A 25,833-nucleotide genomic window follows, 5' to 3' on the forward strand; every position below is an offset into this window, starting at 1 on the left:
TCACGGCACCAGGATGCCGGGATTGAGGATGCCGGCCGGGTCCAGCTGCTGTTTGACCGCCCGCAGCAGGTCCACGGCGACGTCGCCGATCTCGGCGGCGTACCAGGCCCGATGATCCGCGCCGACACCGTGATGGTGGCTGATGGTGGCACCGGTGGCAGCGATCGCATCGCTGGCCGCCGCTTTCGCGTTCCGCCAGCGCTCGACCGGGTCCGAGCCGGGGGAGCAGATCACCGTGAAGTACAGCGACGCGCCGGTCTCGTAGACATGGGAGACGTGCGCCAACACCAGCGCCCCGTCCGGCAAGGCATCGAGGATCGCCTGCCGGACCCGGTCGTGCACCTCCGGCAGCGCCGACCAGTACGTCGCGGTCTCCAGGGTCTCCGCGAACGCGCCCGCGTCCAGCAGGGCGTCCCGCAGGTACGGTGCGTCGAAGCGCTGCCGTGCCCACTGGTGACCCGGCGCTTCGCCCAGCGGCACCCCGCCGTGCGCCGCCAGCACGTCAGCGGCCGCTTCGACGGTGGGAACCACGTCCGCGCCGTCGTACCCGACGATGAGCTGGCAGCCGCCTTCGGCGTGGCCGGACCCCGTCGCCCCGATCATTGTCTCGACCTCGTCGGACAGCCGCAGCACCGTCGGCCGTGGCCCGTCCTGCGCCAGCCGCCGTACGGCGTGCAGACCGTCGGCGAACGACTCGAACCGCCAGCCCTCGTGGTGTGACTGCGTCGGCAGAGGGCGGATCCGGACGGTCACGTCGGTGATGACGCCGAGTGCTCCCTCGCTGCCGAGGAAGAGCTGCCGCAGATCGGGGCCGGCGGCCGAGGCGGGGGCGCGGCCGGCCCGTACGGTGCCTCGGGGCGTGGCGACCGTCAGCGCCACGACCATGTCGTCGAAGCGGCCGTAGCCGGCCGACGCCTGGCCGGACGACCGGGTGGCGGCGAATCCACCGATGGTGCCGTACTCGTAGGACTGCGGGACGTGCCCGAGGGTGAACCCGTGCTCGGCGAGCAGCTCGGCAGCCCGTGGGGCGCGCAGCCCGGCCTGGAGCGTGGCGGTCCGCGACACCGGGTCGACGGCGACGACGGCGTTCAGCCGGCTCAGATCGACGGCGACGTGTCGCGCCGCGGACGGCGTGAGCCCACCCACGACGGAGGTGCCACCACCGAACGGGACCACGGCCACCCGGTGCCGGGAGCAGAGGTCGAGGACGGACAGCACCTCGGCGTGGTCGGCCGGGCGCAGCACGGCCTGTGGGGCCACCCGCACCTCGCCGCTGCGGTGACGGAGCAGGTCCGGCGTCGACATGCCCGACGCGTGTCGTGCCCGGGCGGCCGGGGCGGTGACCACGTGCTCGGCGCCCAGCACCCGTCGCAGCGCGTGCAGGACCGTGTCGTCCAACTCGAGGTCCGGCACCGTCGCCTCGGCCAGCGGTACGGCCGGCGGCGGGGGTGTCAGCTCGAGGACCTGCGCCAGCAGCGTCGAGGCGGAGCCCGGCAGCGCCTTCGCGTCCGCCGTGGTGCCCCAGCGGGCCCACCCGACGGTCGACGCTTCCCCTTCCATATTCATGTGTGACAGAGTGACATTGAACGTCACTACATCGCAAGGAGGCGTGTGAAAACCTCGCTGACCGTCCTCCGCCGGGAACGTGACCTCACCGAGCTGGCCACCGGGGCGCCCGTCGACGTCCTGGTCGTCGGGCTGGGTGTCACCGGCGCCGGGGTGGCGCTCGACGCGGCGAGCCGTGGACTGTCCGTGGTCGCCGTCGACGCCGACGACCTGGCCCACGGCACCTCCCGCTGGAGCTCCAAACTGATCCACGGCGGCCTGCGCTATCTCGCCCACGGGCAGGTCGGCATCGCCTACGAGAGCGCCGTCGAACGCCACCTGCTGCTGACCCGCACCGCGCCGCACCTGACGCGCCCGTTGCCGATGCTGCTGCCGGCGACCGCGTACACCAGTCGTTGGCAGGCGGGCGCGGCGGCGGCCGGCCTGCACGCCGGAGACCTGCTGCGGACCTGGGCGGGAACCTCCCGACGGACCCTGCCCGGTACGCGCAGGCTCGGCTCGGCCGAAGCGGGCGCGATGGCGCCCGCCCTGCGGCCGGCCGGCCTCCGCGGAGCACACCTGTCCTGGGACGGCCAGCTGTGCGACGACGCCCGGCTCGTCGTCGGCCTCGCGCGCGCCGCCGCGGCGCACTCCGCCCGCGTCCTGACCCGCTGCCGGGCGATCAGCCTGCACCGGGAAGGCGCCACCATCGAGGACACCCGCACCGGGGCGCAGATGCACGTCGCCGCTCGCGCCGTCGTCAACGCCACCGGCGTGTGGGCCAGCAGCCTGACCCCCCACGTCCGCCTACGCCCGTCCCGGGGAACCCACATCGTCCTGTCCGCCGCCCGTCTGGGCGGGCTCTGGGCCGGCCTGACCATCCCGGTCCCCGGCGAGTTCACCCGCTACGTCTTCGCCCTGCCCCAGACCGACGGCCTGGTGTACGCCGGACTGACCGACGAGCCGGTCGACGGACCGGTCCCCGACGTGCCACAGCCCACCGACGCCGACATCGCGTTCCTGCTCGACGTCCTCAACAGCGTCCTCGATCAGCCGCTGCGACCCACCGACGTCCTCGGTGCCTACGCCGGGCTGCGGCCACTGCTCGCCGACTCCGACACCCGGACCGCCGACCTCTCCCGCCGACACGCCGTCATCGACGACCCCGACGGGATCATCAGCGTGATCGGCGGCAAGCTCACCACCTACCGCCGGATGGCTCAGGACGCCGTCGACACCGCCATCCGTCGACGCCACCTCGCCGCCGGCCCCTGCCGCACCCGCCGCCTCCCACTGCCCGGCGCGGCGAGCAGAGCACAACTGGCCCGGGTCCCCGCGCCACGCCGGCTCGTCCACCGCTACGGCACCGAAGCCGTCGACGTCCTGGCCGACGCGCCCGCCGAACTCCGGAAGCCGATCGGCCCCGACATCCCGGTCACCGGCGCGGAACTCCTCTGGGCCGCCCGGCACGAACTCGCCCTCACCGTCGACGACCTGCTCGACCGGCGCACGCGCATCGGTCTCGTGCCGGCGCACCGCGAGGCCGCACTGCCGACGGCGCGAGCCGCCCTCGCCCTGGCCGCCGAGCGGTGACCGGAAATTCCGTCCGAAGTCGGACCATTTCCCCCCGCCCTGCTAGCGTCGTACCTGGCCAGGAAGGCTGCGCGGACCCGGTTCACAGGGATCGACGCCGCCCGGACCAGCAGGGGTGCCGCCTGGCAGGACCGGCGACGACGGTCCTCACGAGCCGCGAAGGGTCCGGGCGATGTTCGAGGGATTCGAGGAGTTCGACATCCCCACGTCCGGGGCGACGATCCACGGCCGCCGTGGCGGAAGCGGGCCCCCGGTCCTGCTCCTGCACGGCATCCCCGAGACGCACCTGATGTGGCACCGCGTGGCGCCGCAGCTCGCCGAGCACCACACCGTGGTCGTCACCGACCTGCGCGGCTGGGGCGACAGCGGCAAACCGCCGAGCAGCGCCGACCATGAGCCGTACAGCATGCGAGCGATCGCCCGCGACCAGATCGAGGTCATGCGAAGCCTGGGCCATGAGCGGTTCGGGCTCGTCGGGCATGATCGCGGCGCACGGTGCGCCTACCGTCTCGCGCTGGACGAACCAGACGTCGTCAGCCGGCTCGCGGTCCTGGACGTCGTCCCGGTCGGCGACGTGTACGACCGCGCCGACATGGCGTTCAGCCTCTCGTACTGGGTCTGGTCCTTCCTGGCGGCGCCGGCGCCGGTGCCCGAGCGGTTCATCGACGCGGCGCCCGCCGTCCTCGTGGATTTCATGCTCGACACGTGGCCTGAGGTGAAGGACGCCTTCCCGGCCGAGGTGCGGGCCGCCTACGTCCGGCAGTTCAGCGATCCCGCCACCGTCCACGCGATCTGCGAGGAGTTCCGCGCCGCCGCGACGCTGGACTACCAGCAGGACGAGGCGGACCGGGGCAACCGGAAGATCGCGTGCCCGGTGCTGTTCCTCTGGAGCCAGCGGGGTCAGGTCGCGCGGCTCTATGACGACCCGCTCAGCATCTGGAGGCAATGGTCCGACGACGTTCGCGGCGGGCCGGTCCCGGTCGGGCACTTCATCCCGGAAGAGGCTCCCGAGGAGACCGCACGGCAACTGCTGGACTTCCTGCGGTAGAACGACGGTAAGTGGCGGGCTGCCGTGCCACGCCGACACCGAGGAGTCACCAGCATGTCCGGACCGATCGTCCCGCTCACGCTCGGCACGTGGCCCACGCCGGTCGAGCCGATGCCCCGCCTGGCCACGGCTCTCGGCCTCGGTCGCGACGACCTGCTCATCAAGAGGGACGATCTCACCGGCCTCGGCGGCGGCGGCAACAAGATCCGCAAGTTGGAATGGACGGTCGCCGAAGCGCTCGCCGGTGACGCCGACACGCTGGTCACCACGGGAGCGCCGCAGAGCAATCACGCGCGGCTCACCGCCGCGACCGCCGCGCGCCTCGGTCTGCGTGCCGTGCTGGTGTTCCCGGGTGCGCCGGCGACGGCTCGAACCGGCAACCTCGTTCTGGACGCGTTCCTCGGCGCCGAGATCGTCTTCACCGGGGTGCAGGGCCGGCAGGCGCTCGCGGACGCCGCCACGCGGGTGTGCGATCGGCTGCGTTCCGAAGGCGCCCGCCCAGCCCTCATCCCGTTCGGCGGGTCCACCGCGTTGGCGGCCCGCGGCTACGCCCGGTGCGGCGAGGAGTTGCTGGCCCAGGTGCCCCACCTGCGTACCGCCGTGGTCGCCCTCGGCTCGGGCGCCACGATGGCCGGGCTCGTCGCGAGCCTGGGCCCGGACCGCACGCTGGGCGTCGACGTCGGGGCGGTGGACGACCCGCGGCAGCGCGTCGCGGGGTTCGTCACCCCACTCTCGCCGGAGGTACGCGCCGAAGACCTGCGCGTCGACCGGGACCAGGTCGGGAACGGCTACGCGAGTCTCACGGCGACGGCCCAGGAGGCGCTGACGCTCGTCGCCCGGCTGGAGGGGATCATCCTCGACCCCACGTACACCGGGCGGGCGATGGCCGGACTCATCGCGGCGATCCGGCGCGGCGAGATCGCACCGGGCCACACGACAGTCTTCATCCACACGGGCGGGCTGCCCGGGGTGTTCGGGCACCCCGACATCCCTGCGTACGCCGAGAGCCTCCCGCCTGGACGGTAGGGAACACCGGCGGGCGTCGGAGGCGGCGAGCTGACCGGGCCCGTGGTTGGATGTGCGCCGTGCGGCTGTCTCCCGGATCCGTGTGCTGGCCGGTTGTCGCCGGCGCGTCGGTGGTGCACGTGGCTGGCGCGCTGTCGGACGCGCCGGTCCTCGCGGGACAGGCGATCGGGGTGGCGCTGACCAGCCTCGCGGCGATCGTGCTGCTCGGTGCCGGGCGGGGCCGCCTCGCCGTGGCTGCTGGTGTCGTCGTGCTCGCCGTCGACGTCGTGTCGTCGGCGAAGGGCTCGGACGGACCGAGGTACCTGTCGCCGTTCTACGCGCCGCTGAGCGCTCCCCGTCCGTCCGTCGGCGAGGATCTCGCGTGGCTGGGTACGGCGTTGTCGGCGCAGGTCACGCAGCATTGGCCGGCGTTGCTGGGCCTGTCGCTGATCTGCGGCGGTTCGGTGGTGACGTTGACCGACCGGGCACGGACGGACACCCGGTGGCTCCGTCGGGTCGCGTGGGCCGCCGTCGCGGGGCTGGCCGTCGCCCTGCTCACCTCCGTCGGCGGGGGTGATCTGCCCCGGCTGCTGGTCGCGCTCGCCGCCCAGTTGCCGACCATCGCGGCGGTTTCCGCCGGGCTGACGGTGCTCGTGGTGGCCGCCGGCCGACAGCGGCGGTTCGGCGTTCCGGCCATGCTGGGGGCCTTGGTGCTGATCGCGGCGGTCATCGACGCTGACCTGGCGGCTGTGGCGCCGCTCCGCCCAGCTGTCCTGGAGGAGATGCACTCGTTCAGCCAGCAGTCCGCGTTCCTCGAGCCGGGCATCCGCTCGCACGTGGAGGTTGCCGTGGCGCTCGGCCACACCTCCTCGCCCGGCCTGGCGACGGCACCGCTGCTGGGGCTCATGCCGGTCTTTGCGATCGCACTGCTCGTGTTCGCGGCGCCGACCTGGGGCCACCGGTCCAGCCGCCGCGATGGCGGCCACGACGGGGCGCGAGGCGTGGATCCCGGCGACGGGGGCGACCCTCGCGGTCAGCACGACGGTCGCGGCCCGGAGGGGACCTGACGGCAGGTGGGGCGCGAGCACGATCGTGCACCGTCGGTTTCCGGACCCGCAGGCTCGCCTACCTCGTATCGTGACGATGTCCCCTGGTCGCGTGGACGGTGAGGTGCATGGACGACGGAGAACGCGAGCAGGCGTTGCTCACCGCCCTGACCACCGAGCACTTCGTGCTTCAGACCTCCCGCAGCGCCACCGTCACCGAGTCGGTGGGCAGGGCGACGGTCTTCCTCTCCATGCTCTCCGCCGCTCTGATCGGGCTGGGTTTCGTCAGCAGCAACGCCGCCTTCGTCGGGCCGTACCTCGGGGCGGTGCTGCCCACTCTGATGATCACCGGGTTGCTCACCTTCCTGCGGCTGGTGCAGAACATGGTGGAGAACGAGCTGGACCTCGCGCGGATCCAACGCATCAGGGCGTACTACCAGCATCGGCTGGCCGGCGACCACGACTTCTTCGCCGACGCGGTGCAGGGCGAGGACATGATGCGGGCGAGCTGGGCGGCGGTCGGCAACACCCCCGGGCGGGCGCAGCTGCTGCTGACCACGGCGGCGATGGTGGGTGCGGTGAACGCGCTGCTGGCCGGGCTCTCGGTCACGCTGCTGGCCGGACTGGCGGGGCTGTCGTCCGGGTTCGCGATCGGCGTCGGCGCCGTGTTGGCCCTGCTGGTCTTCGCCGCCCAGGTCGCCTACATCAACCGCGCGTCGATCTCCGAGCCCGGGTAGGGCCCTGGGCGACAGTGGGCCACCCGACAGAAATGGCGGGTGCTCGTGTGCCACCGGCACGAGCCGCCATGATGGGGCGGTGAAGATCCTGTCCATCCAGTCCTCGGTCGCCTACGGCTACGTCGGCAACTCAGCGGCCGCCTTTCCCCTCCAGCGGCTCGGCCACGAGGTCTGGCCGGTGCTGACGGTCCACTTCTCCAACCACACCGGGTACGGCGCGTGGCGCGGGCCGCTGCTGGAGCCGGCCCAGGTGGCCGAGGTGATCGAGGGCATCGCGGACCGCGGGGTCCTCGGCACCGCCGACGCGGTGCTGTCCGGCTACCAGGGCGACCCGGCGGTCGGCGCGGTGATCCTCGACGCGGTGGACCGGGTCAAAGCCGCCAACCCGAAGGCCGTCTACTGCTGTGACCCGGTGATGGGCGACATCGGCCGCGGGATGTTCGTCCGGCCGGGCATTCCGGAGTACATGCGGGATGTCGTCGTCCCGCGCGCCGACATCATCACCCCGAACCATTTCGAGCTGGACTTCCTCGCCGGCCGTACGACGAACTCCCTCACGGAGGTGCTGGAGGCGGTCGACGTGGTACGCGAGACCGGGCCGCGGCACGTCCTGGTCACCAGCGTGCTGCACGGCGACGTGCCGGCAGGGTCACTGGAGGTGGTGGCCGTCTCGGACGAGGGCGCCTGGGCGGTCACCACACCGCTGCTGCCGATCAACCCGAACGGCGGCGGCGACGTCACCGCGGCGCTGTACCTCGCGCACCTGTGCACGACAGGTTCGCCGGCGATCGCGCTGGAACGCACCATCGCCTCCGTCTTCGCCGTCCTGGAGGCAACCCTCACGGCCGGCACCCGGGAGATCCAGCTGATCGCGGCCCAGGACGCGATCGCCGAGCCGCCAACCAGGTTCACCGCCCGGCGGCTGCGCTGACCCACGGTACGCCGTGCCGCGAGCCGACCCGGGCAACCACCCGCTGTCACTCTCGGGCAACCCGTAGTGTCGTCATGCGGTGGTCATGAGCGGGCGCGGGGTGATCGATGACTGCGGAGGGCGACACGGGGTTGCCGGCGCGTGGCCGGGGGGATCCGGCGCATCCCGCGTACCTGGAGTTGTTCTTCGATCTGGTCTACGTGTTCGCCCTGATCTCGCTGGCGGAGGAACTGGCCACCGAGCTCACCTGGACAGGCATCGCCCAGACCCTGGTGCTGCTGCTCGCGTTCACGCTCATCTGGGCGCTCACCGTATGGGTGCGCGACACGCTCGACCAGGCGAGGTCGGCGGTGCAGGTGCTGTTCATCGGGACGGTGGCGGCGAGCCTGCTGCTGGCGGCCACGGTTCCGGACGCGTACGGCAACCGTGGCCTGCTGTTCGCGATCACGTACGTGACGATCCGCCTCGGCTCCAACGTCTACACCCTGCTGTTCGTCCGGGAGCCGTTCCACCGTTCGAGGAGCGTTCGCGTCCTGCTGTGGGAGGCCATCGCCACGATCGCGTGGATCGGTGGAGCAGTTCTCGATGAGACGGACCGCCTGATCCTCTGGGCGGTGGCGATCGGGATCGAGTACGCCTCGGCCGCACTCGGCTGGCCCGTGCCACGACTCGGGCGTTCGCATTCGGAGGAGTGGCGGCTGACCGCTGAGCGACTCTCCGAGCGGTACCGGCAGTTCGTCATCGTCGCGCTCGGCGCGTCGCTGTTCGTGACCGCGGAGACCTTCAGTCGGAGCGACTTCGGGGCCCCGCGGGTCTGGGCGCTCGTGGTCGTCTTCCTGATCGTGGTGCTGATGTGGCGGATCTACATCTACCGCGCCGGAGAACTGCTGACCGAGGCGATCGCCAAGTCGGCGAGACCCTCCCTGCTCGGCCAGTCCGCCGCGGTCACCCATCTGATCATGGTGGCTGGTATCGGGGGCGCCGCCGTCACCAGCAAGCTCGTCATCGATCGGCCGTTCGGCGAGACCCCGCCGTCCTGGATCGCGGTCATCCTCGGCGGTCCGGCTCTCTTCCTGCTCGGCCGTGGGGTGCTCGACTACACCGTGTTCGCTCGGGTGTCCAGGTCGCGGCTGGTTGGTCTGGTCCTGCTGGGCGGGGTGGCACCGGTCACGTACCTGCTGCCGCCGCTCGTGGTCGCCCTTCTCGCCATGATCGTTCTGGCGGCGGTCGCGGTGGCGAACCTGCTGAGCACCCGTTCGCACCCCCGGACGGCGGCGCCTCCGGCACTGCGCTGACCCGATCATGCGGGTGCCGCCGGTCGCCGGCCCGCCGGCTCAGCGGGCGGGCACGGCGGCACTGGTCAGCCGCGAGCGCGGGGCCGTCACCTCGCCGATCAGCGTGAGCAGCAGGACCAGGTTCGCCACGACCAGGACCCCGACTGGTGGCAGCAGCGGCATCGCGGGCCCGAGGGCGCCCAGCACGACGATCCCCACCACCCGTGGCCAGAGGATCCGACCGGTGACCACGAAGTCGAACAGACAGCCGCCGAGCAGGAACAGGGCGGGCCCACCCAGGATGGCGACGATCCAGCCCGACGGTGTCTCCCCGAACGGACGGCCGATGACGAGCGTGTCGCTGGCCGAGATGACCACCACCCCCGCCACCATGACCAGGTGGGTGTACGAGGTGGAGGTGCCGGAGCGGACCCGCTCCACCGTCGAGACGGTGGTCGGCGCCAGTAGCTGTCGCATCCGGTGGAAGTACATGTGGAACAGCACGAGCGCGTTGGCGAGCGCGACCGTGCACGCCACCACCCGGCCGGCCTCGAAGTCGCTCGCGGCCAACCCCACGCCCGCCGTCAGGATGAGCTCACCGAGGGAGATGATGAAGATCTGCCGGTGCCGTTCGGACAGGTGGGCGCCGGTGAAGATCTGACTGGCGAGTTCGGTCCGACCGAGCCTCGGTGTCGGCCAGCCGATCCGGGCCGACCCGAGGTCGACCGCCACCGCGATGGACCAGAGCACCAGCCTTGCCGTGCCGTCCACGAGGGCCCCGGCCACCCATGGTCCGGCGGTGACGCAGAGCCAGAAGAAGACGCGGATGCTCCTCGCCTGGATCGGCCGGTTCACCCGGGTGCTGGGAATGAGAACCGAGTCCCGGACCAGGTGGATGGCGAAGTACGCCACGACGAAGAGCCACCCGTGTGCGCCGAACGCCCTCGGGATCGCGATGGCCATCAACAGGGTGCCGAACATGACCACGAGAACGGTGGCCTGGATCAGCGGCAGGCGCGGGTTGAACAGGTCGGTGAGCCACGCGGTCAGCACCCAGACCCACCATGCGGCGAGCAGCAGGACCGCGGTCTGCACCGCGTTCCGAACGCTCAGGTCGTGCACCAGCCCCGCGGAGAGCCGGGAGAACATGAAGATGTAGACCAGGTCGAAGAAGAGTTCCAGGAACGTCGGAAACTCGGGCTCGCCGCGTCGGCGAAGAATCCGGGGTAGCGGACTCGACGTCACGGCGGCTGCCTCCTAGGGGACGCCCGACCGGGAGTGGAGGCGCTGGCGACTGGCAAGGTTCCTGTCACCTCCGAACCTACAAAACGGGACATGCCCGGACACCCGAAAGGGCTCACCTCCGGGCGTCCCGCCGGGGCCGCCGTTTCCGGGTCGGGCTCGGGCGGGCGCTCGCCGGTGACGCGCGAGCGGCCGCCCGTGCCCTTCCTCTACGGACGCCGTCCGCCTCAGCAGCGGCCGAGATCCTCCCACTGCTGTGTCCAGCCCGGCTCCGACCCCTGTGTCCAGTACCGCGCCCGCCACAGGTGCTTGCCGTCACCCGACGGCGGACCGCTCGGGTCGCCGTACCTGCTCCTCTCGTGCTTCACCGTCTGGCCCCCGGTGTACGCCGTGCCGAAGGACCACTCCGGCGCGGTGGAACAGTTGCCGGCCGGCGGCGGTGTGGTGGGAGGCGTCGTGGTGGGAGGCGTCGTGGTGGGCGGCGTCGTCGTCGGCGGGTTCGTCGGCGGGTTGGAGCAGCCACCCGTCGAGTCGACCGTGTCGGCGAACGTGCTGCCCGCCGAGCGGTACGCCGCCGTCTTCGCCGTCACCTGCGACGGGGTGAGTGCCTGGTTCTTCGCGAACAGCACCCAGTCGACCTGCTGGATGTAGGTGCTCAGCCCGCCCGAGTGGGCCGCCGTGTCGATGAACCAGAGGTTCCAGTTGATCGTCATCGTCTGCCGGGGGTAGAACTTGCCCGAGTGGTCGCCCACCTGCACGCCGTCGATGTAGTAGATGACGTGGCCGTTCGCCACCGTCGCCACGAGGTCGTGCCAGCCGTTGAGGCTGCGGCGCTGCTCGGAGTGCACGTTGTCCGCGTACCAGGGCTCGTTGCGGTACGTGTACCAGGTGGTCTGGTAGTTGATCGGACCGGTCTCGCCCCATCCGCCGTTGGGCAGGTACTCGGAGATGTCCAACTCGCTGTACGTCGGGTCGAGGTCGCCGTTCAACGGGCTGATCGTGAAGAACGTCTGGTTGATGTGGTCGCCGTCGTTCCCGCTGACCGGCGTGTCGGTGAAACGCACCCGACTGGCGTAGGTGCCCTCCAGGTAGCGCTTCTGGGTGCTGTACAGCTCCGCCTGGTTGGTGCCGGCGCCGGTGCCGTCGGTCGAGGCGGTGAGCTGCATGACCTTCTGGCCGTCGGCCGTGGGGAAGGAGATGCTGTTCGGGGACCAGGTCGCCCCGGGCACGCCCGGGCCGCCGGAGTAGCTGCGCGGTGTCCAGCCGTGCGCGGTCAGGGAACTGTCGCTCGACGAGGTGTAGGAGAAGTCGTCGAACAGGTAGCCGCACTCGGCGGCGGACGCACTGGGTGCGCTGGTGAAGACTGCCAGTGTGCCGAGCAGGGCGGCAGCTCCCACGAACCCTAAAGATCTACGTCTGTCGATGGGCATGAGCCGGGACCTCCGTTGGGTGGGGATGAGAAGGGACCTACTTGACCGCGCCGGCGGTCATACCGGCGCGGATGTGCCGTTGGAACGCGACGTAGGCGACGAGCACCGGCAGCATGGCGATGGTCAAGCCGGCGAACAGACCGCTCCAGTCGCTGCGATACCCCTGGCTGACCGACAGGGCGGCCAGACCCTGTGCCAGGACGTACCGGTCCGGGTCGGGATTGAGAACCAGTGGCAGCAGGTACTGGTTCCAGAGCCCGAGGAAATTGAAGATGCCGACGGCGACCAGACCCGGCCGGGCCATCGGCAGCATCACGCGGAAGAAGACCCCGCTGTGCGAACAGCCGTCCATGAACGCCGCCTCCGCCACCTCACCGGGCAGCGTGCGGAAGAACGCGTGCAGGAAGAAGACCGTGAAGGGCACGGCGTACGCCGCGTACACCAGGATCAGACCGGGGTACGTGCCCAGCAGTCCCAACTGTTGGACGACGAAGAAGAGCGGCACCAGCGCCAGGAACACCGGGAAGAACATCGCCGCCACGAAGACGTAGTAGATGAGCCGGTTGCCGCGGAACTCGTAGCGCGCCAGGGCGTAGGCGACCAGCGAGCCCAGCAGCATGGTCAGCAACAGCGCGCCACCCACGACGATGACGCTGTTGAGGAAGTACCGGCCGATGCTGGCCTGCGTCCACGCCCGCGACCAGTTGTCGAGTTGCGGCGAGGCCGGCAGGGACCACGGCTCGTTGAGGATCTCGTTGTCGGTCTTGAAGGAGCTGACCACCGCCCAGAGCAGCGGCAACGCGGTGACGACGGCCCAGGACAGCATGGCGAGGTGCACCGGAAAGGCGGCGGGGGAGCGCCGGGCACGACGCCCCGGGGCAGGCCGGGCGGCGACGACCGTGCGCTCACGGGTCAGGGTCATGCCAGCTCCAGTCTTTCCCTGCGGCCCGACCGCAGCGCCAGCACGGCCAGGGTCAACGTGGCGAAGAACAGGGCAACCCCCATGGCCGAGGCGTAGCCGAACTTGCCGTACTGGAAGGCGTTGCGGTAGAGCGAGAGGCCGATCACCTCGGTGGCGCCGTCCGGGCCGCCCGGGCCGACGGTCATCACCTGTACGACGGCGAAGGCATCCAGGGCCGCTATGCCGAGATACACGAACGCGACCTGCACGCTCTCCCGGACCAGCGGCAACGTCACCGTGCGGAAGGTCGCCCAGCCACCGGCCCCGTCGAGCAACGCGGCCTCGAACAGCTCCCGGGGAATGCTGTCGATGGCGGCGCTGAACAGCACCACGTAGAAGCCGACCGACGACCAGACCAGCACCGCCATCACCGCCACCAACGCCAGGGACGGCGACGCGAGCCAACTCCGGGTCAGGCCGTCCAGACCGACCGACCGCAGCGCCCCGTTCAGCAGGCCGTTGTTCGGGTTGTAGACGAACCCCCACAGCACCGCGATGACCACGAGGGACAACAACTGCGGAAAGAAATACACGATCTGGTACGCGCCCGAGCCCGCGATCGCCCGTCGCCCACCGCGGCCGCCCAGGTGCATCATGCTCGCCAGGAACAGCCCGATGCCGATGGTCACCAGTGGCACCACCACCAGCATCACCGCGTTGTTGCGGACCGCGTCCAGGAACAGGGAGTCGCCGCCGAGGCGGGCGTAGTTGCCCGCCCCGACGAAACGCGCCTCGCCGGCGACGCCGGTCCAGTCGGTCAGCGACAGGTAGAAGGCCTGCGCGTACGGCGACAGCACGAAGACCGCGTGCAGCACCAGCGCGGGCACCAGCGCGCCGGCCAGGAACCGCCACCGACCGTGCTTCATCAGCGGGTGTACTTCTTCACCGAGGAGTCCTTGGCCAGCGCGTCGGCCGCCTTCTGGATCCGGTCCGACCACTGGGCGGCGGTGCTACGCCTGTTCACCAGTTCACCGGTGGCGTCGTCGACCGCCTTGGCCAGCGGCGCGTACCAGGTGCGGAACCGGTAGGTGAAGGTCTCGTTCCCCGCCGCCTGGACCGCGTCGCGGACCGAGCCCAGGCCACTGCTCAGCGTCAGACCGTCGGTGGCGCCGGCCACCGCGGGCAGGGTCCCGGCGGTCTCGGCGAACGCCTTCGCCGACTGCTTCGAGAACAGGATCCGCAGGTACTCCATGCCGCCGGCGGGATTCTTCGCCTTCGCCGGCACCAGGAACGATTCGCTGCTGGCCGCCTGCACGGCCGTCTGCTTCAGCGCGTCCGCCGTCGTCCGCGACGGCACCGGACCCATCACCATGTCGAACGTCGCCGGCGTGACGCCCTTCTGCTCGCTCTCCAACCACGAGCCGCACGGGATGAACGCGGCCTTGCCCTGCGACCACGCCGCCTGCGCCTCGGTGTGGGACAGCGCCTCGGAGCCGGACATGATGTAGCCCTTGCCGGCCAGCTCCGCGAACGCCTCGGCCGCGCCGATCAGACCGGGGGCCTTCCACGCGTTCGGTTCGAGGTTGTCCACGGCCTTGACCAGCGACAATCCGCCGGTCTTGGCGGCCATGCCGAGCAGCGGATCGTTGATGTACTCCGGATACTTCCCCTGGTACGTCCAGGGCGCGATACCCGCCGCCTTGATGGTCGCGCAGAGCGTGAGCATCTCCTCCCAGGTCTTGGGGAAGGCCCAGCCCTTCGACGCGAAGAGCGGCTTGGAATACCAGAGACCCCAGACGGTGTAGGTGAAGTTCAGGGTCAGCGGCACGGCGTCGAACGTGCCGTCGTCGACGACGCCGGGCAGCAGCGTGTCGCGGACGGTCTTGTTCGGATCGTCGTAGGCGGGAGCGTCGAGCAGTTGGCTCAGGTCGCTGACCTGACCGGCGGAGACCAGGGTGGCGATGTCGAGGCGGCTGGCGCCGGTGTTGTCCACGACGTCCGGCGGGGTGTTCGCGACGAACCGGGGCTGCAACGCCTCCCCGATCTTCTGGATGCCCTGGTGGTCGATCTTCGCGCCCGCGTACTTCTGGGCGTAGAGCGTCTCGGCGCGCTTGGCGTACTCGTCGCCGTACCCGCCCTTGAAGATCACGACCTCGAGCGGCGCGTCCGCCTTGACTCCCAGCGGGTTGTCGGCGCTCTTGGCGCCGGTGTTGCCGGCGGCCGGGTCATCGTCGTCGCTGCCACTGGTCACGCAGGCGCTCAGCAGGGGTACGGCCACACCGGCGGTCACCGCCGTGCGCAGCACAGTTCGTCTCGTGGGGTACGGTCCGGACAGGGGTGAAGGGTTCATCAGCTGGGCCTTTTCCCTAAGCGGTACGCCGGATGCGCCCGGCGTACCGCGCTTCGATGTGTCTGTTGTGCTCCCGCCCGCCCGGCACGTTGTCGGACAGGTAGACCGGCGGGGTGACATTGAGTGCCAGCAGCCGTGCCACCACCTCGGTGACGATCTGCTGAGCCAGCAGTGCCGCGGTGATCGACGAGACAGCCCCGACGGCGCCGTTGCCGTAGTCGAGGGACGCGTCGCCGTACGGTGCGCCGTTGTCGAGCACGACGTCGGCGAGGTCGGCGAGCTTGAGCCCGCTGTCGTGCCGGGATTCGACCCGGGTCGAGTGCTCGATCGAGGTGATCGCGATCAGCGCGTGCCCGCGCTGCTTGACGAGGTGCGCCATTTCCACCACCGCGCCGTTGACGCCGGAGTTGGAGGCGATGACGAATGCGTCGTCGGGCTTGATCGGGGCGAGGTCGTAGAGGCGGTGCGCGATGCCGGGCGTGCGCTCGAGTTGGGGGTCGCTGAGCACGCTCGTCGGCTCGCCGCCGTACAGGACGATGTCGCGTAGGGCGATCCTGTTGGTCGGCACCAGGCCACCGGCCCGGCCGGCGATCTCCATGGCGAGGGCCTCGGAGTGTCCGCAGCCGAACGCCTGGATCACCCCGCCGGCCTGAAGCGTCGCGGTCAGCAGGTCGGCGGCCTGCGCCACCCGGTCGCCCTGGGTGGTGCTGACGCGTTCGATGGCCTTGGTGATGACCTCGACGTAGTCGGCGCTTGTGATCGTCACAGCGGCTTTTCCCTCCGTGCTCGCTTGCGGTTGGCGGTGGTCTCCGGCACCCGGTGCGCGTCGACGGCCCGTACGGTCAGTTCGAGCGCCTCGGCGGTGCGTTCGTAGGTGCGTTGCGCGACGGCGACGTAGATGAGGTCGAGGATCAGCAGCTGCGAGTGCAGGGCGGACAGGGCCGCTAGCCGGAACGTGGTCTCGTGCACCGAGGTGGTGAAGACGACGTCGGCGACCTCGGCCAGCGGCGAACGCGCGAACGACGTGACCGCCACGGTCAGGGCGCCGTGGTCGGCGGCCTCGGCGAGCACCTCGATCGCCTCGCGGGTCCGGCCCGAGTGGGAGAGGCTGATCGCGACGTCGCCCGACCCGAGCAGGGCGGCGTTGGTCAGGGCGGTGTGCGTGTCGGCGCGGTACCGCACCGGAACGCGGATGCGTTCCAGCCGGAACGCCATCTCACTGCCCGCGGTGCCGCTGCTGCCCAGCCCGAAGATCTCGACTCGGCCGGCGGCGGCGATCGCGGCCGCCACGCGCTCGATCGCGGCGGTGTCCAGGCCGGACGCGGTCGCCTGGATGGCCCGGGTGTCCGCGGCGGTGATCACGTCGAGGACGCTGCCGAGGGGATCGTCGGGTGCGATGTCCCCGGAGATGTCGGTCTCCCAGCGTGCCTGCTCGGCCCGGCCGGTCTCGGTCGCGACGGCCACGCGGAGGTTCGCGTAACCCTTGAAGCCCAGGGCGCGGCTGAACCGGGTGACCGTCGCGGTGGACGTCCCGGACCGCTCGGCCAGATCGACGATGCTGGCGTGGGCCGCCGTCTCCGGATCACTCAGAATCGCCTCGGCGATCTTCGCCAGAGCCTCCGGCATGGCCGGCCCCTCCATGCGGAGCCGCACCAGCAGCCCGCCACTCTCACCCGTCACCAGTGATCGTCCTTTTCATCGACTCGCTTTGGTAATGAAAATTACGACCGCTCGTGCGTCTAGTCAACAAGAACTTTCTATGCTTCGATCTGCCGCATGGTGCTGGTACTGGGTGTCGACGCGGGTGGCACGGCGTCCCGCGCGGTCGTGGTGACCCGGGACGGCACCGTGACAGGACGCGGCTCGGCGGGCCCGGGCAATCCGACGGCGACGGGCCCGGCGGCAGCTCGCTCCATCGGCGCGGCGGTGCGGGAGGCCCTGGGCGGCCACGACCCCGCATCCGTGCGCGCCGGCGTCGTGGGCATCGCCGGCGCCGGCATCATGGTGGATCCGCTGATCGCGGCGGCCTTCGACCGCGCGTGGACGGAGTGCGGCCTGACCTGTCCGGTCGCCATCGTCGGAGACGCGGTGACGGCCTTCGCGGCCGGCACCCCGGCGCACTCGGGCGCGGTGCTGATCGCCGGCACCGGCGCGGTCGCCGCCCGCATCGACAACTGGCGCGTCGGCCGCACCGCCGACGGTCTCGGCTGGCTGCTGGGCGACGAGGGCTCCGGCCTGTGGCTGGGACTCCAGGCCGTCCGCGCGGTGGCCCGGGCCTGGTCCACGCCGACCGTGGACACCGGGCTGGCGGCCACGATCGCGGCGCATACCGAGGCGACCACCTGCGACGAACTCGTGCACTGGGCTGGCCGTCAGCAGCCGGGGGCATTCGCCGCGCTGGCACCCCTGGTGTGCGCGTGCGCCGTGGCCGGTGACCCCCTCGCCGAGCGGCTGACCGCCGACGCCGCCGCCCGGCTCGTCGCCACCCTCGGTGAGCTCGGCCCGCCGGACGGCCCGGTCGTGCTCGCCGGCAGCCTGCTCACCAGGACCACCCCGGTGCGAGCGGCCGTCCTGGCCACCCTCGCCGGCCCGGTCGCGACCGCCCGGGATCCGGCCGTCGGGGCCGCCTGGCTCGCACTGCGCCAGGTCACCGACCCGGCGGAGGCGGCGCGCCTGCACCCCCGCATGCTGCTGGACGTGGTCCCCGCGGCTGGGCCGCTCCCCGGGGCGGCGGGCGGCGGCGCGCGCCAGGTGATCCCCTGAAGCGGTGCCCAACCGCACCCGGCCGAGCGCCGTGACGTGGCCGAAGGGGTCGTGCGGCGGGTTGGTGAGAGAGGCCGGCGCGTAGCGTTGGCACGTCTGTGCCACCACCGCGATCCTCGGGAGACGTCAAATGACCGCCGCCACCTTCCGCGCCCTGCACCACGGCCGTGCCAGCGGCGACCCGCTCGTGCTGCCGGGGCCGTGGGACGCGGCCAGCGCCCGGATCTTCGCCGACGCCGGTTTCCCCGCGCTCGCCACACCGAGCGCCGGGATCGCCGCGTCGCTCGGCTACGAGGACGGCGCCACCCCGCCCGATGAGATGTTCGCCGCGGTGGCGAGGATCGTCCGCGCCGTTTCCGTGCCCGTGTCCGCCGACATCGAGGGCGGTTACGGCCTCGCCCCCAGGGAGCTGGTCGGGCGGCTCCTGGAGACGGGCGCCGTCGGCTGCAACCTGGAGGACTCCGAGGGCCACGCCACGCTCAAGGACCCTCAGCGGCACGCGGACTGGCTGGCCGAGGTGCGTGCGGAGGCGGGCGACGCGCTCTTCATCAACGCGCGCGTCGACACCTTCCTGGTGGGAACGGGTGATCCGGCTGACGCGGTGGCCCGCGCCCGCCTGTACGTGGCCGCCGGCGCCGACTGCGTGTACCCGCTCCTGGCGCCGCCCGAGGTGCTGCCGCTGCTGCGGGAGGGCATTGCGGGCCCCATCAACATGGCTGCCGAGCCGGACAAGGAGTCCGTGGCCGAGCTGGGACGGCTGGGCGCCACCCGTCTCACCTTCGGCCCGGGCATGCAGCGGTACGCGGCACGGGCGATCGGCGAGCTGGCGGCGGCGCTGCGCGTCTGACGTCCGGCGGGCGGGTCGGATCCTCGCTGGCCGACAGCGCCGACAGCGCCGACCGGCGCCGACCGGCGCCGACGCCGACAGCGCGACTCGCCGACGAGCCGACGTCGGGCATGGGTCACCAACGAGCGGTATACCTCAGGGTCATATTTATGACTTCCAGGTATACCGCTCGCAACACCGCCTGCCTGGAAGGGCGACCCCGCCCCCGACCGGACCCCACCCATCTCACCCCTGGCGGGCGTAGAAACCGAAGATATATACGCGGTGTATACCTCCGGTGTATGGTGCTGCCATGAGCGTTCCTCTCACCCTCCTCGGCCTGCTCGACCGCGAGCCCAGCCACGGGTACGACCTCAAGCGCGAGTACGACACCTACTTCGGTCGCGGTAAGCCACTGCCGTTCGGCCAGGTCTACTCGACCCTCAGCCGCCTGGCTCGCGACGGCAAGGTGGTGATCAGCGAGGTGGGCCCCGGCGAAGGGCCCGACCGCAAGCGCTACATCATCACGGACCTGGGCGCCACCGAGGTCGAGCAGTGGCTGACCCAGCCGGTCGAGCCGGAACCGCATCTACAGACCGTCCTCTTCGCCAAGGTCGTCCTCGCGCTGATGCTGGACCGTCCCGCCGACGAATACCTGGACACGCAACGCAGCGCGCACCTTCAGCGGATGCGTGAGCTCACCGACATCAAGCGCACCGGCAACCTCGTCGACGCGCTGCTGGCCGATCACGGCCTGTACCACCTGGAGGCGGACCTCAGGTGGATCGAGATGACCGGCGCCCGGTTGGACGCCCTGAGGAAAGCGGTACGGCCATGACCATCGCGATCGAAGCGAGGAACATCGTCTTCTCGTTCGGCCAGACACCCGCGCTCCGGGGCGCGAGCATCGCCGTCGAGTCCGGAGAGATCGTCGCGATCATGGGGGCCAGCGGCTCGGGCAAGTCGACGTTGCTGCACTGCCTGGCCGGCATCCTGGTTCCAGACTCCGGCGAGGTCCTGTTCGACGGGGCCCGGGTCGACTCCCTGACCGAGGCCCGACGCAGCAGCCTCCGTCGGGACCGCTTCGGGTTCGTCTTCCAGTTCGGTCAGCTCGTCCCCGAGTTGACCACCGCGGAGAACGTGGCACTGCCACTGCTGTTCAACGGCACCGACCGGGCCGAGGCGCTGCGCAAGGCCCACGGCTGGTTCGAGCGGCTCGGCCTGGAAGGGCTGGAGCAGCGCCGGTCCGGCGAGCTTTCCGGGGGGCAGGCCCAGCGGGTCGCCCTGGCCCGAGGTCTGGTCGCCGGGCCAGAGGTGCTCTTCGCCGACGAGCCGACCGGCGCACTCGACTCGCTCACCGGCGAGCAGGTCATGGACCTGCTGGTCACCGCGGCCCGTGAGCAGGGCACCACGGTCATCCTGGTCACCCACGAACCGCGGGTCGCCGCGTACGCCGACCGTGAGGTCATGGTGCGCGACGGCCGCGTGAACGCGCCGGACCGGATCGCGTCATGATCCGCTTTGGGCTCCGCCTCGCCGTGGCCGGCGGGCGGGAGGCGCTCACCCGCCTCATCATCATCGCCACCGCCGTCGCGGTCGGCGCCGGACTGCTGCTGGTCACCCTCGCCGGGCTCAACGCCGTGAACGCGCAGCTCACCCGGTACGCATCGCTCTATCCCAGTGCGTCGGCGGACGGCAGCGCGGATCCACTGTGGTGGTCCACGCGCGACGACTACTTCCGCGGCGAGCAGATCGTACGGATCGACGTCGCTGCCTCCGGGCCGGGCTCGCCGACCCCGGTCGGCATCCCGAAGACCCCGGGGCCGGGGGAGTACTACGTCTCACCGGAACTCACCGAGCTGCTGGCCGCGACTCCCGCCGCCGAACTCGCTGATCGCTACCCCGGGCGGAGCCTCGGCACGATCGGCGACGCGGCCCTGCCTTCGCCGGACGCCCTCGTCGTTCTCGTCGGCCACACCGTCGACGACGCCGCCGCGCTGCCGAACGTCCGCCAGCTCACGAGCGTCGGCGCCGAAACCCCCGCGCTGCCCGAGACGGTCGTCGACCTCATCCTCGGCGTGGTTGCCGGTGGGCTGCTGTTCCCGGTACTGATCTTCATCGGTACGGCCACCCGGCTCAGCGCCGCCCGCCGGGAGCACCGGTTCGCGGCGATGCGTCTGGTCGGCGCGACGCCCCGGCAGATCTCGATCATCGCGGCGACCGAGGCCGCCGCCGCGGCCGTCGCGGGCACCGCCCTCGGTTTCGCGCTGTTCTACGCGTTCCGCGGCCAACTCGCGGCGATCCCGTTCACCGGCATGCGCTTCTTCCCCGGCGACATGGTCCTGCGACCACTGGACGTCCTGATTGTCGCGCTCGGCGTTCCGGCCGGCGCGGCGCTGGCGGCGTGGGTCTCGCTGCGGCGCGTCCGGATCTCCCCGCTCGGCGTCACGCGGCGGGTCACCCCCCGGCCACCCCGCGCGTACCGGCTGATCCCCCTCGTGCTGGGGGTGGCCGAGCTGGCGTACTTCATCGGCCGCCGGCCCGTCACGTCGGACGGCCAGACGGCGGCGTTCCTGCCCGGCCTCCTGCTCATCATGGCCGGTCTGGTCCTCGCCGGCCCGTGGCTCACCATGGTCGGCGCCCGTGTGCTGGCCAACCGCGCCCGTCGCCCGGCAGCGCTCATCGCGGCGCGACGCCTGGCCGACAATCCGAAGGCGGGCTTCCGGGCGATCAGCGGCATCATGCTCGCGCTCTTCGTGACGAGTGTGTCGATCGGTGTCATCACCACCATCGTCGCCAACCGTGGCCCGGCCCAGGTCGGCTCGACCGATGCCGCCACCCTCTCCACCGGCCTCTCCGACGACGAGCTCTCGGTGCCCGACACACTGCTGGTCGAGCTGCGCTCGATCCCGGGTGTACGCAGCGCGACGGCGGTGCACCGGAACCCGGACCGGATGGCCGATCCCGGCGTGCTCGCGTGCACGGACATTCCCGCGGCGTACGGCCGATGCGCCGACGGCGCCACCGTGGCGGCGGTGGCCCACAACTTCATCCCGTTCGACGGGTCGGCGTCCGCCACCAGGGTCTGGCCGGCCGCGCCCGTCTCCCTCGACGACCTCCAGCGGTTGCCGGTGGCGTCGATCGTCGTCGGCACGGACGGTTCGGCGACCTCGCTGGAACGGTCGCGTACGGTCCTCTCACTCGCCTACCCGGACTTCTGGGTGGCCCCGAGCGTCCCCGGTGAGTTCGAATCGTCCTTCGCCGACCAGCTGCGTGGCTGGCAGCAGTTGGCCAACGTCATCATCGTCGCCAGCCTCGGCCTGGCCGGTTGCAGCCTGGCGGTCAGTGTGGTGGGTGGTCTGAGCGAACGCAGGCGGCCGTTCAGCCTGCTCCGCCTCAGCGGCGCGCCGGTGCGGGTCCTGCGCCGCGTCGTCGCCCTGGAGAGCACCGTACCGATGCTCGCCGTCTCGGTGGTCGCGATCGGCATGGGCTTCGTCGCCGCCCAGCTGTTCCTCAAGGCACAAATGGATTACGCGCTCACCGCCCCCGGCCCGGAGTTCTACGCGATCGTGATCGTCGGCCTGGCCGCCTGCCTCGGTATCATCGCGTCCACCCTGCCGTTGCTGGAAAGGATCACCGGCCCGGAGACCGCACGCAGCGAGTGACCCGGGCGAGCGGCGGGGGACAAACGCCCCCGCCGCTCCAGTCACCGCGAGGAGGCCGGGCGCCGGCTCACTGGCCGGTGCGGCCGTCGACGCACTCGCGCAGCAGGTCGGCGTGGCCGGCGTGGCGCGCGTACTCCTCGATCATGTGCACGAGGACGTCGCGGACGCTGACCGTGCCGTCGCCGAGGGGCACCTCACGCCCGAGGTCGTCCTCGTCGAGCGCGTCGAGCCACTGATCGGCCGCTGCGATCTCCGCCTTCCACGTGGCGAACGCCTCCTCGACGACCGCGGGGTCCGCGACGGCGTCGTTGAAGTCCGCGTCCCGGTCGTCGTCGCGGCTGAACAGGCGCGGCTGGTCGGTTCTGCCCTGCAGGACGCGCTGGAACCAGCTGTGCTCCACCTTGGCCATATGCCGGACCAGGCCGAGCAGGCTCATGGTGCTCGGCGGCACCGAGCGGCGGGCGAGCTGCTCGGCGTCGAGACCGCCGCACTTCATCTCCAGGGTCAGCCGGTAGTTCGCGAGGTACTCCCGCAGGGTCGCCTTCTCACCCTTGGGGTTGCCGGAGGTTCGTGGATCGTCGGCGGGGTCCACCCACATGTCGCTCATGGCTCCCGACCCTGTCGACAAGCCGCGACGGATGCAAGCGGGTTACCGGCTCGGCCGGGCCGGTCGAGGTGGCGTGGGCGGCCCGCCGGCCGCGGCGTCGGCATAGCGGCGGGCCAGGTGCGCGAAGGCGTCTCTGAGCTCGGTCGGCCCGACGATCTCGATGTCGGCGTCGAACCGACCGATGGCGGCGGCCAGGCCGGCCCAGGACCACGAGCCGACGACGAGCCGGCAGCGGTCCGGGCCGAGGGCCTCGACGAGTCCGTCGTTGGTGTAGCGGGCGGCGACGTCGGCGGGGAGGTCCAGGATCACCTCACCTCGGCAGGGCCACCCTTCGGGGCCCTGGAACCTGCTGACCACGAAGGCGGCCACGTCCCCTCCGGGTAGTTCCCGTGGGGTGAAGCGAGGACCGGTGGGGGTGCGGGGCGTGATCCGGTCGGCGCGGAAGATGCGCCAGTCGTCGCGGTCGAGATCCCAGGCGACGAGGTACCAGCGCCCACCCCAGGTGACGACGTGGTGCGGCTGCACCCGGCGTGGCGCGGTGTCGGCCTGATCGTCACCGTCGGCGGCTGGCGCGAATGCGGGGTCGTAGTCGAAGCGCAGCACGTCGCGGGCGTGGACGGCGGCGCTGAGCGCCATGAGCACGCCGCTGTCGGCCGGTGGGTTCGATCGGGCCGCGGGCCGCTCGACGGCGGTGACCTGGATGGTGTCGATGCGACGGCGCAGTCGTGCGGGCATGACCTGCCGGACGGTGTGCAGCGCGCGCGCTGCGGCTTCCTCGATGCCGGCGCCGGCGGTGGTGGCGATCTGGAGTGCGACGGCGAGGGCGACGGCCTGCTCGTCGTCGAACAGCAGAGGCGGCAGGTCCCTGCCCGCGTCGAGCCGGTAACCCCCGTCGGGGCCCTTGGTGGCCACGATGGGATAGCCGAGCTCACGCAGGCGGTCGACGTCCCGGCGCACGGTGCGCGGACTGATGTCCAGCCGTTCGGCCAGCAACGCGCCCGGCCAGTCCCGGCGCGCCTGGAGCAGCGAGAGCAACGACAGCAGCCGCGCTGAGGTCTTCAGCACGAGTCCCGATACTGCCATGAGAAGAGGCCAGATCCTGGCCGCTTCACCTGCGACCGTTGCTCGTATGTCCACCACCCAGGCGATGGGCCGACGAGCCCTCCGAGGCGCCATCCGATGACGGTGCTCGACACCCGCGCGCTCAATCGCGCGACGCTCGCCCGACAGCTACTGCTTGATCGCGCCGACGTGCCGGTTCTCGACGCCGTCGCGCACCTCGGCGGCCTACAGGCGCAGGAACCGCAGGAACCGTACGTCGGGCTGTGGTCGAGGCTGCGCGCGTTCGACCCGGTGGCGCTCTCGGACCTGTTGACCCACCGGAGCGTGGTGCGGACGCACCTCATGCGTCGTACCGTCCACCTCCTCGCCGCCGACGACGTCGTGGCCTGGCGGGCCCGCCACGACGCCATGCTGCGCCAACGGGTGCTCGGCACCTACCGCCGAGAACTCGACGGGATGGACCTCGACGAGCTGGCGGCGGCGGGCCGCTCGGTGATGGCGGACGACGAGCCGCGCACGATGAGCGAGCTCGCGCGGGCCCTCATTGAGCGCTGGCCGGCGCCGGGGCCGAGGCCGATCGGTGAGATGCTCGTCGCCGCGCTGATCCCGATGGTGCAACTGCCACCGCGCGGGGTGTGGCGTACGAGGGCCGGCGCCCGCTACGCCCTGCTCTCCTCCTGGCTCGGTCGGGAGATCGACCCGCCGGCGCCGGAGGGCACCGACCCGGTCGGCCAGGTGCTGGTACGCCGCTACCTGGCCGCCTTCGGCCCCGCGGCCACGGCCGACCTGCGCGCCTGGAGCGGCCTCGCGGGACTGCCGGCCGCAGTGACCGCGCTGCGCGGGGAGCTGGTGACCTTCCGCGACGAGCGCGGCCGCGAGTTGTTGGACCTTCCCGACGCGCCGCGCCCCGACCCCGACACACCCGCACCGGTCCGGTTCCTGCCGGCCTTTGACAACGCGATACTCGGCTACCACGACCGGAGCCGGATCGTCGACGACGCGCACCGCGGCCTGTCGGTGGCCGGCGAACGCGTGGTCCTGGTCGACGGTCGGGTCGCCGCGACCTGGAGCGTCGAGGCCGGCACCGTGACCGTCACCCCGCTGCGCAGCCTCTCGCGAGCCGACCGCGAAGCCGTCGCCGAACAGGGGCGGGAGTTGGCGTCGTTCCTCTCCGACAAGGAGAGCCACCGGGTGGAGCTCGCCCCGTTTCCCGGATGAGCACGGGCGTGCGACGCGCCGCCGCCGGCCGTACCGGACCGGCGGCGGCGCGCACGGACGATCAGGAGTAGGGAAGCCGGAGCACCGACTGGTTGCCGATGCCCACCGTGCTCGGGTTGTTGCCGATCGCCGACCAGACCTCCACCCGGACCGTGCCGTTGCTCAGCGCGCCCAACGTGCCGGTTGCCGAGGCCAGGCCGGTGCTCTGGGTGTAGTGCTCGTAGCCGGGGACCGGGTCGGTGGCGAAGTAGCGGGATGTCTCCACCCGCTCCCAGCTGCCGTTGCCCGTCAGGTCGTAGGAGATCCGCACCTGCACGCCGTTACCGACCGCCGTGCCGGCGTCCAGGAACAGGTCGAACGCGGTCTGTCCGCCGGCGTAGGCGAGGTTGAGGCCGGTCGCCGTGAAGACCTGCGGGTTGGTCGGCGTACCGTCGTGGTTTCCGTTGGCCGCCGCGACCGTGGTCGTGGCCGCGCCGCCGGCGGCGCCCAGCCCGCCACCGGGCAGCAGGTACCGCGTCGGCGAGCCGGACGGAGGCGGGGTCGTCGGCGGCGGGGTCGTCGGCGGCGGGGGCGTCGGCGGCGGGGTCGTC

The 25,833-nt window shown here is 71.6% G+C and carries 23 protein-coding genes and 1 pseudogene; 13 read left to right on the plus strand and 11 right to left on the minus strand.

Features of this window, described 5'->3' with window-relative positions:
• Complete coding sequence (locus EAD98_RS28785; RefSeq protein WP_121657098.1) at positions 1-1,566, minus strand: FAD-binding oxidoreductase; 1,566 nt, start codon at positions 1,564-1,566, stop codon at positions 1-3.
• A 45-nt stretch (positions 1,567-1,611) separates the two neighbouring features.
• On the opposite strand from EAD98_RS28785, the gene EAD98_RS28790 reads away from it, so the two are divergent.
• From EAD98_RS28790 to EAD98_RS28820, 7 genes are all read left to right on the plus strand, one after another.
• Positions 1,612-3,138 carry a glycerol-3-phosphate dehydrogenase/oxidase gene (locus EAD98_RS28790; protein ID WP_121657099.1) on the plus strand — a complete coding sequence of 509 codons (1,527 nt, stop codon included), beginning with the start codon at positions 1,612-1,614 and terminating at the stop codon, positions 3,136-3,138.
• Positions 3,139-3,310: 172 nt separating this feature from the next.
• Positions 3,311-4,186 (plus strand): alpha/beta fold hydrolase, encoded by an 876-nt coding sequence (locus tag EAD98_RS28795; protein ID WP_121657100.1) that lies wholly within the window; start codon positions 3,311-3,313, stop codon positions 4,184-4,186.
• Between the two features lie 54 nt (positions 4,187-4,240).
• Positions 4,241-5,212, plus strand: coding sequence for a pyridoxal-phosphate dependent enzyme (locus EAD98_RS28800; RefSeq protein ID WP_121657101.1), 972 nt, complete (start codon positions 4,241-4,243; stop codon positions 5,210-5,212).
• Between the two features lie 119 nt (positions 5,213-5,331).
• The gene (locus tag EAD98_RS28805; RefSeq protein WP_147457520.1) at positions 5,332-6,258 is read left to right on the plus strand and encodes a hypothetical protein; all 927 of its coding nucleotides are present in this window, start codon (positions 5,332-5,334) and stop codon (positions 6,256-6,258) included.
• Between the two features lie 107 nt (positions 6,259-6,365).
• The gene (locus EAD98_RS28810; RefSeq protein ID WP_121657103.1) at positions 6,366-6,974 is read left to right on the plus strand and encodes a hypothetical protein; all 609 of its coding nucleotides are present in this window, start codon (positions 6,366-6,368) and stop codon (positions 6,972-6,974) included.
• Between the two features lie 79 nt (positions 6,975-7,053).
• Positions 7,054-7,905 (plus strand): pyridoxal kinase PdxY, encoded by an 852-nt coding sequence (pdxY, locus tag EAD98_RS28815; protein ID WP_121657104.1) that lies wholly within the window; start codon positions 7,054-7,056, stop codon positions 7,903-7,905.
• Positions 7,906-8,012: 107 nt separating this feature from the next.
• The gene (locus EAD98_RS28820; RefSeq protein ID WP_121657105.1) at positions 8,013-9,200 is read left to right on the plus strand and encodes a low temperature requirement protein A; all 1,188 of its coding nucleotides are present in this window, start codon (positions 8,013-8,015) and stop codon (positions 9,198-9,200) included.
• A 39-nt stretch (positions 9,201-9,239) separates the two neighbouring features.
• On the opposite strand, the gene EAD98_RS28825 is transcribed toward EAD98_RS28820, so the two are convergent.
• From EAD98_RS28825 to EAD98_RS28855, 7 genes are all read right to left on the minus strand, one after another.
• Positions 9,240-10,424, minus strand: a complete 1,185-nt coding sequence (locus EAD98_RS28825; protein WP_121657106.1) for a low temperature requirement protein A — start codon at positions 10,422-10,424, stop codon at positions 9,240-9,242.
• A 224-nt stretch (positions 10,425-10,648) separates the two neighbouring features.
• A complete protein-coding gene (locus tag EAD98_RS28830) occupies positions 10,649-11,851 on the minus strand; it encodes a glycosyl hydrolase (RefSeq protein WP_121657107.1) in 1,203 nt (400 codons plus the stop codon).
• Positions 11,852-11,888: 37 nt separating this feature from the next.
• Positions 11,889-12,773, minus strand: coding sequence for a carbohydrate ABC transporter permease (locus EAD98_RS28835; RefSeq protein ID WP_121657108.1), 885 nt, complete (start codon positions 12,771-12,773; stop codon positions 11,889-11,891).
• The gene (locus tag EAD98_RS28840; RefSeq protein ID WP_121657109.1) at positions 12,770-13,678 is read right to left on the minus strand and encodes a carbohydrate ABC transporter permease; all 909 of its coding nucleotides are present in this window, start codon (positions 13,676-13,678) and stop codon (positions 12,770-12,772) included. Before EAD98_RS28840 ends, EAD98_RS28835 begins: the two co-directional genes overlap by 4 nt.
• Positions 13,678-15,057: an N-acetylglucosamine/diacetylchitobiose ABC transporter substrate-binding protein gene (gene ngcE / locus EAD98_RS28845; protein ID WP_233584017.1), complete on the minus strand. Its 1,380-nt coding sequence runs from the start codon at positions 15,055-15,057 to the stop codon at positions 13,678-13,680. Before ngcE ends, EAD98_RS28840 begins: the two co-directional genes overlap by 1 nt.
• 61 nt (positions 15,058-15,118) lie before the next feature.
• Complete coding sequence (locus EAD98_RS28850) at positions 15,119-15,868, minus strand: sugar isomerase domain-containing protein (RefSeq protein ID WP_121657111.1); 750 nt, start codon at positions 15,866-15,868, stop codon at positions 15,119-15,121.
• Positions 15,865-16,782 carry a MurR/RpiR family transcriptional regulator gene (locus tag EAD98_RS28855; protein WP_121657112.1) on the minus strand — a complete coding sequence of 306 codons (918 nt, stop codon included), beginning with the start codon at positions 16,780-16,782 and terminating at the stop codon, positions 15,865-15,867. Before EAD98_RS28855 ends, EAD98_RS28850 begins: the two co-directional genes overlap by 4 nt.
• A 96-nt stretch (positions 16,783-16,878) precedes the next feature.
• On the opposite strand from EAD98_RS28855, the gene EAD98_RS28860 reads away from it, so the two are divergent.
• The 5 genes from EAD98_RS28860 (at position 16,879) to EAD98_RS28880 (ending at position 22,356) form a co-directional block, all read left to right on the plus strand.
• The gene (locus EAD98_RS28860; RefSeq protein ID WP_121657113.1) at positions 16,879-17,865 is read left to right on the plus strand and encodes an N-acetylglucosamine kinase; all 987 of its coding nucleotides are present in this window, start codon (positions 16,879-16,881) and stop codon (positions 17,863-17,865) included.
• A gap of 130 nt (positions 17,866-17,995) precedes the next feature.
• Positions 17,996-18,712: an isocitrate lyase/phosphoenolpyruvate mutase family protein gene (locus EAD98_RS28865; RefSeq protein ID WP_121657114.1), complete on the plus strand. Its 717-nt coding sequence runs from the start codon at positions 17,996-17,998 to the stop codon at positions 18,710-18,712.
• A 292-nt stretch (positions 18,713-19,004) separates the two neighbouring features.
• On the plus strand, positions 19,005-19,529 hold the full coding sequence (locus EAD98_RS28870; RefSeq protein ID WP_121657115.1) for a PadR family transcriptional regulator: 525 nt from the start codon (positions 19,005-19,007) through the stop codon (positions 19,527-19,529).
• Positions 19,526-20,206, plus strand: coding sequence for an ABC transporter ATP-binding protein (locus EAD98_RS28875; RefSeq protein ID WP_121657116.1), 681 nt, complete (start codon positions 19,526-19,528; stop codon positions 20,204-20,206). The genes EAD98_RS28870 and EAD98_RS28875 overlap by 4 nt, the downstream gene beginning before the upstream one ends.
• Entirely contained in the window at positions 20,203-22,356 is a 2,154-nt protein-coding gene (locus EAD98_RS28880) for an FtsX-like permease family protein (protein ID WP_121657117.1), read from the plus strand. Before EAD98_RS28875 ends, EAD98_RS28880 begins: the two co-directional genes overlap by 4 nt.
• Before the next feature lie 67 nt (positions 22,357-22,423).
• Here EAD98_RS28880 and EAD98_RS28885 read toward each other — a convergent pair whose 3' ends face one another.
• Complete coding sequence (locus tag EAD98_RS28885; RefSeq protein ID WP_121657118.1) at positions 22,424-22,963, minus strand: DinB family protein; 540 nt, start codon at positions 22,961-22,963, stop codon at positions 22,424-22,426.
• 42 nt (positions 22,964-23,005) lie between these two features.
• Positions 23,006-24,028: a YafY family protein gene (locus tag EAD98_RS28890; RefSeq protein WP_121657119.1), complete on the minus strand. Its 1,023-nt coding sequence runs from the start codon at positions 24,026-24,028 to the stop codon at positions 23,006-23,008.
• A gap of 114 nt (positions 24,029-24,142) precedes the next feature.
• Here EAD98_RS28890 and EAD98_RS28895 point away from each other — a divergent pair, with 114 nt between their 5' ends.
• Complete coding sequence (locus EAD98_RS28895; RefSeq protein WP_121657120.1) at positions 24,143-25,243, plus strand: winged helix DNA-binding domain-containing protein; 1,101 nt, start codon at positions 24,143-24,145, stop codon at positions 25,241-25,243.
• 61 nt (positions 25,244-25,304) lie between these two features.
• Here EAD98_RS28895 and EAD98_RS28900 read toward each other — a convergent pair.
• A pseudogene (locus EAD98_RS28900) lies at positions 25,305-25,833 on the minus strand (hypothetical protein); the annotation flags it as partial.

It is taken from the genome of Micromonospora sp. CV4 (assembly GCF_003667455.1).
In the GTDB taxonomy this organism is placed as follows: domain Bacteria; phylum Actinomycetota; class Actinomycetes; order Mycobacteriales; family Micromonosporaceae; genus Micromonospora.

What these genes read in the sequence shown, in the direction of transcription:
- EAD98_RS28785 (WP_121657098.1), bottom strand. Translation starts at nt 1,566, where the DNA reads ATGAATATGGAAGGGGAAGCGTCGACCGTCGGGTGGGCCCGCTGGGGC.
- EAD98_RS28795 (WP_121657100.1), top strand. Translation starts at nt 3,311, where the DNA reads ATGTTCGAGGGATTCGAGGAGTTCGACATCCCCACGTCCGGGGCGACG.
- EAD98_RS28800 (WP_121657101.1), top strand. Translation starts at nt 4,241, where the DNA reads ATGTCCGGACCGATCGTCCCGCTCACGCTCGGCACGTGGCCCACGCCG.
- EAD98_RS28810 (WP_121657103.1), top strand. Translation starts at nt 6,366, where the DNA reads ATGGACGACGGAGAACGCGAGCAGGCGTTGCTCACCGCCCTGACCACC.
- EAD98_RS28820 (WP_121657105.1), top strand. Translation starts at nt 8,013, where the DNA reads ATGACTGCGGAGGGCGACACGGGGTTGCCGGCGCGTGGCCGGGGGGAT.
- EAD98_RS28830 (WP_121657107.1), bottom strand. Translation starts at nt 11,851, where the DNA reads ATGCCCATCGACAGACGTAGATCTTTAGGGTTCGTGGGAGCTGCCGCC.
- EAD98_RS28835 (WP_121657108.1), bottom strand. Translation starts at nt 12,773, where the DNA reads ATGACCCTGACCCGTGAGCGCACGGTCGTCGCCGCCCGGCCTGCCCCG.
- EAD98_RS28840 (WP_121657109.1), bottom strand. Translation starts at nt 13,678, where the DNA reads ATGAAGCACGGTCGGTGGCGGTTCCTGGCCGGCGCGCTGGTGCCCGCG.
- EAD98_RS28860 (WP_121657113.1), top strand. Translation starts at nt 16,879, where the DNA reads ATGGTGCTGGTACTGGGTGTCGACGCGGGTGGCACGGCGTCCCGCGCG.
- EAD98_RS28865 (WP_121657114.1), top strand. Translation starts at nt 17,996, where the DNA reads ATGACCGCCGCCACCTTCCGCGCCCTGCACCACGGCCGTGCCAGCGGC.
- EAD98_RS28870 (WP_121657115.1), top strand. Translation starts at nt 19,005, where the DNA reads ATGAGCGTTCCTCTCACCCTCCTCGGCCTGCTCGACCGCGAGCCCAGC.
- EAD98_RS28875 (WP_121657116.1), top strand. Translation starts at nt 19,526, where the DNA reads ATGACCATCGCGATCGAAGCGAGGAACATCGTCTTCTCGTTCGGCCAG.
- EAD98_RS28880 (WP_121657117.1), top strand. Translation starts at nt 20,203, where the DNA reads ATGATCCGCTTTGGGCTCCGCCTCGCCGTGGCCGGCGGGCGGGAGGCG.
- EAD98_RS28885 (WP_121657118.1), bottom strand. Translation starts at nt 22,963, where the DNA reads ATGAGCGACATGTGGGTGGACCCCGCCGACGATCCACGAACCTCCGGC.
- EAD98_RS28895 (WP_121657120.1), top strand. Translation starts at nt 24,143, where the DNA reads ATGACGGTGCTCGACACCCGCGCGCTCAATCGCGCGACGCTCGCCCGA.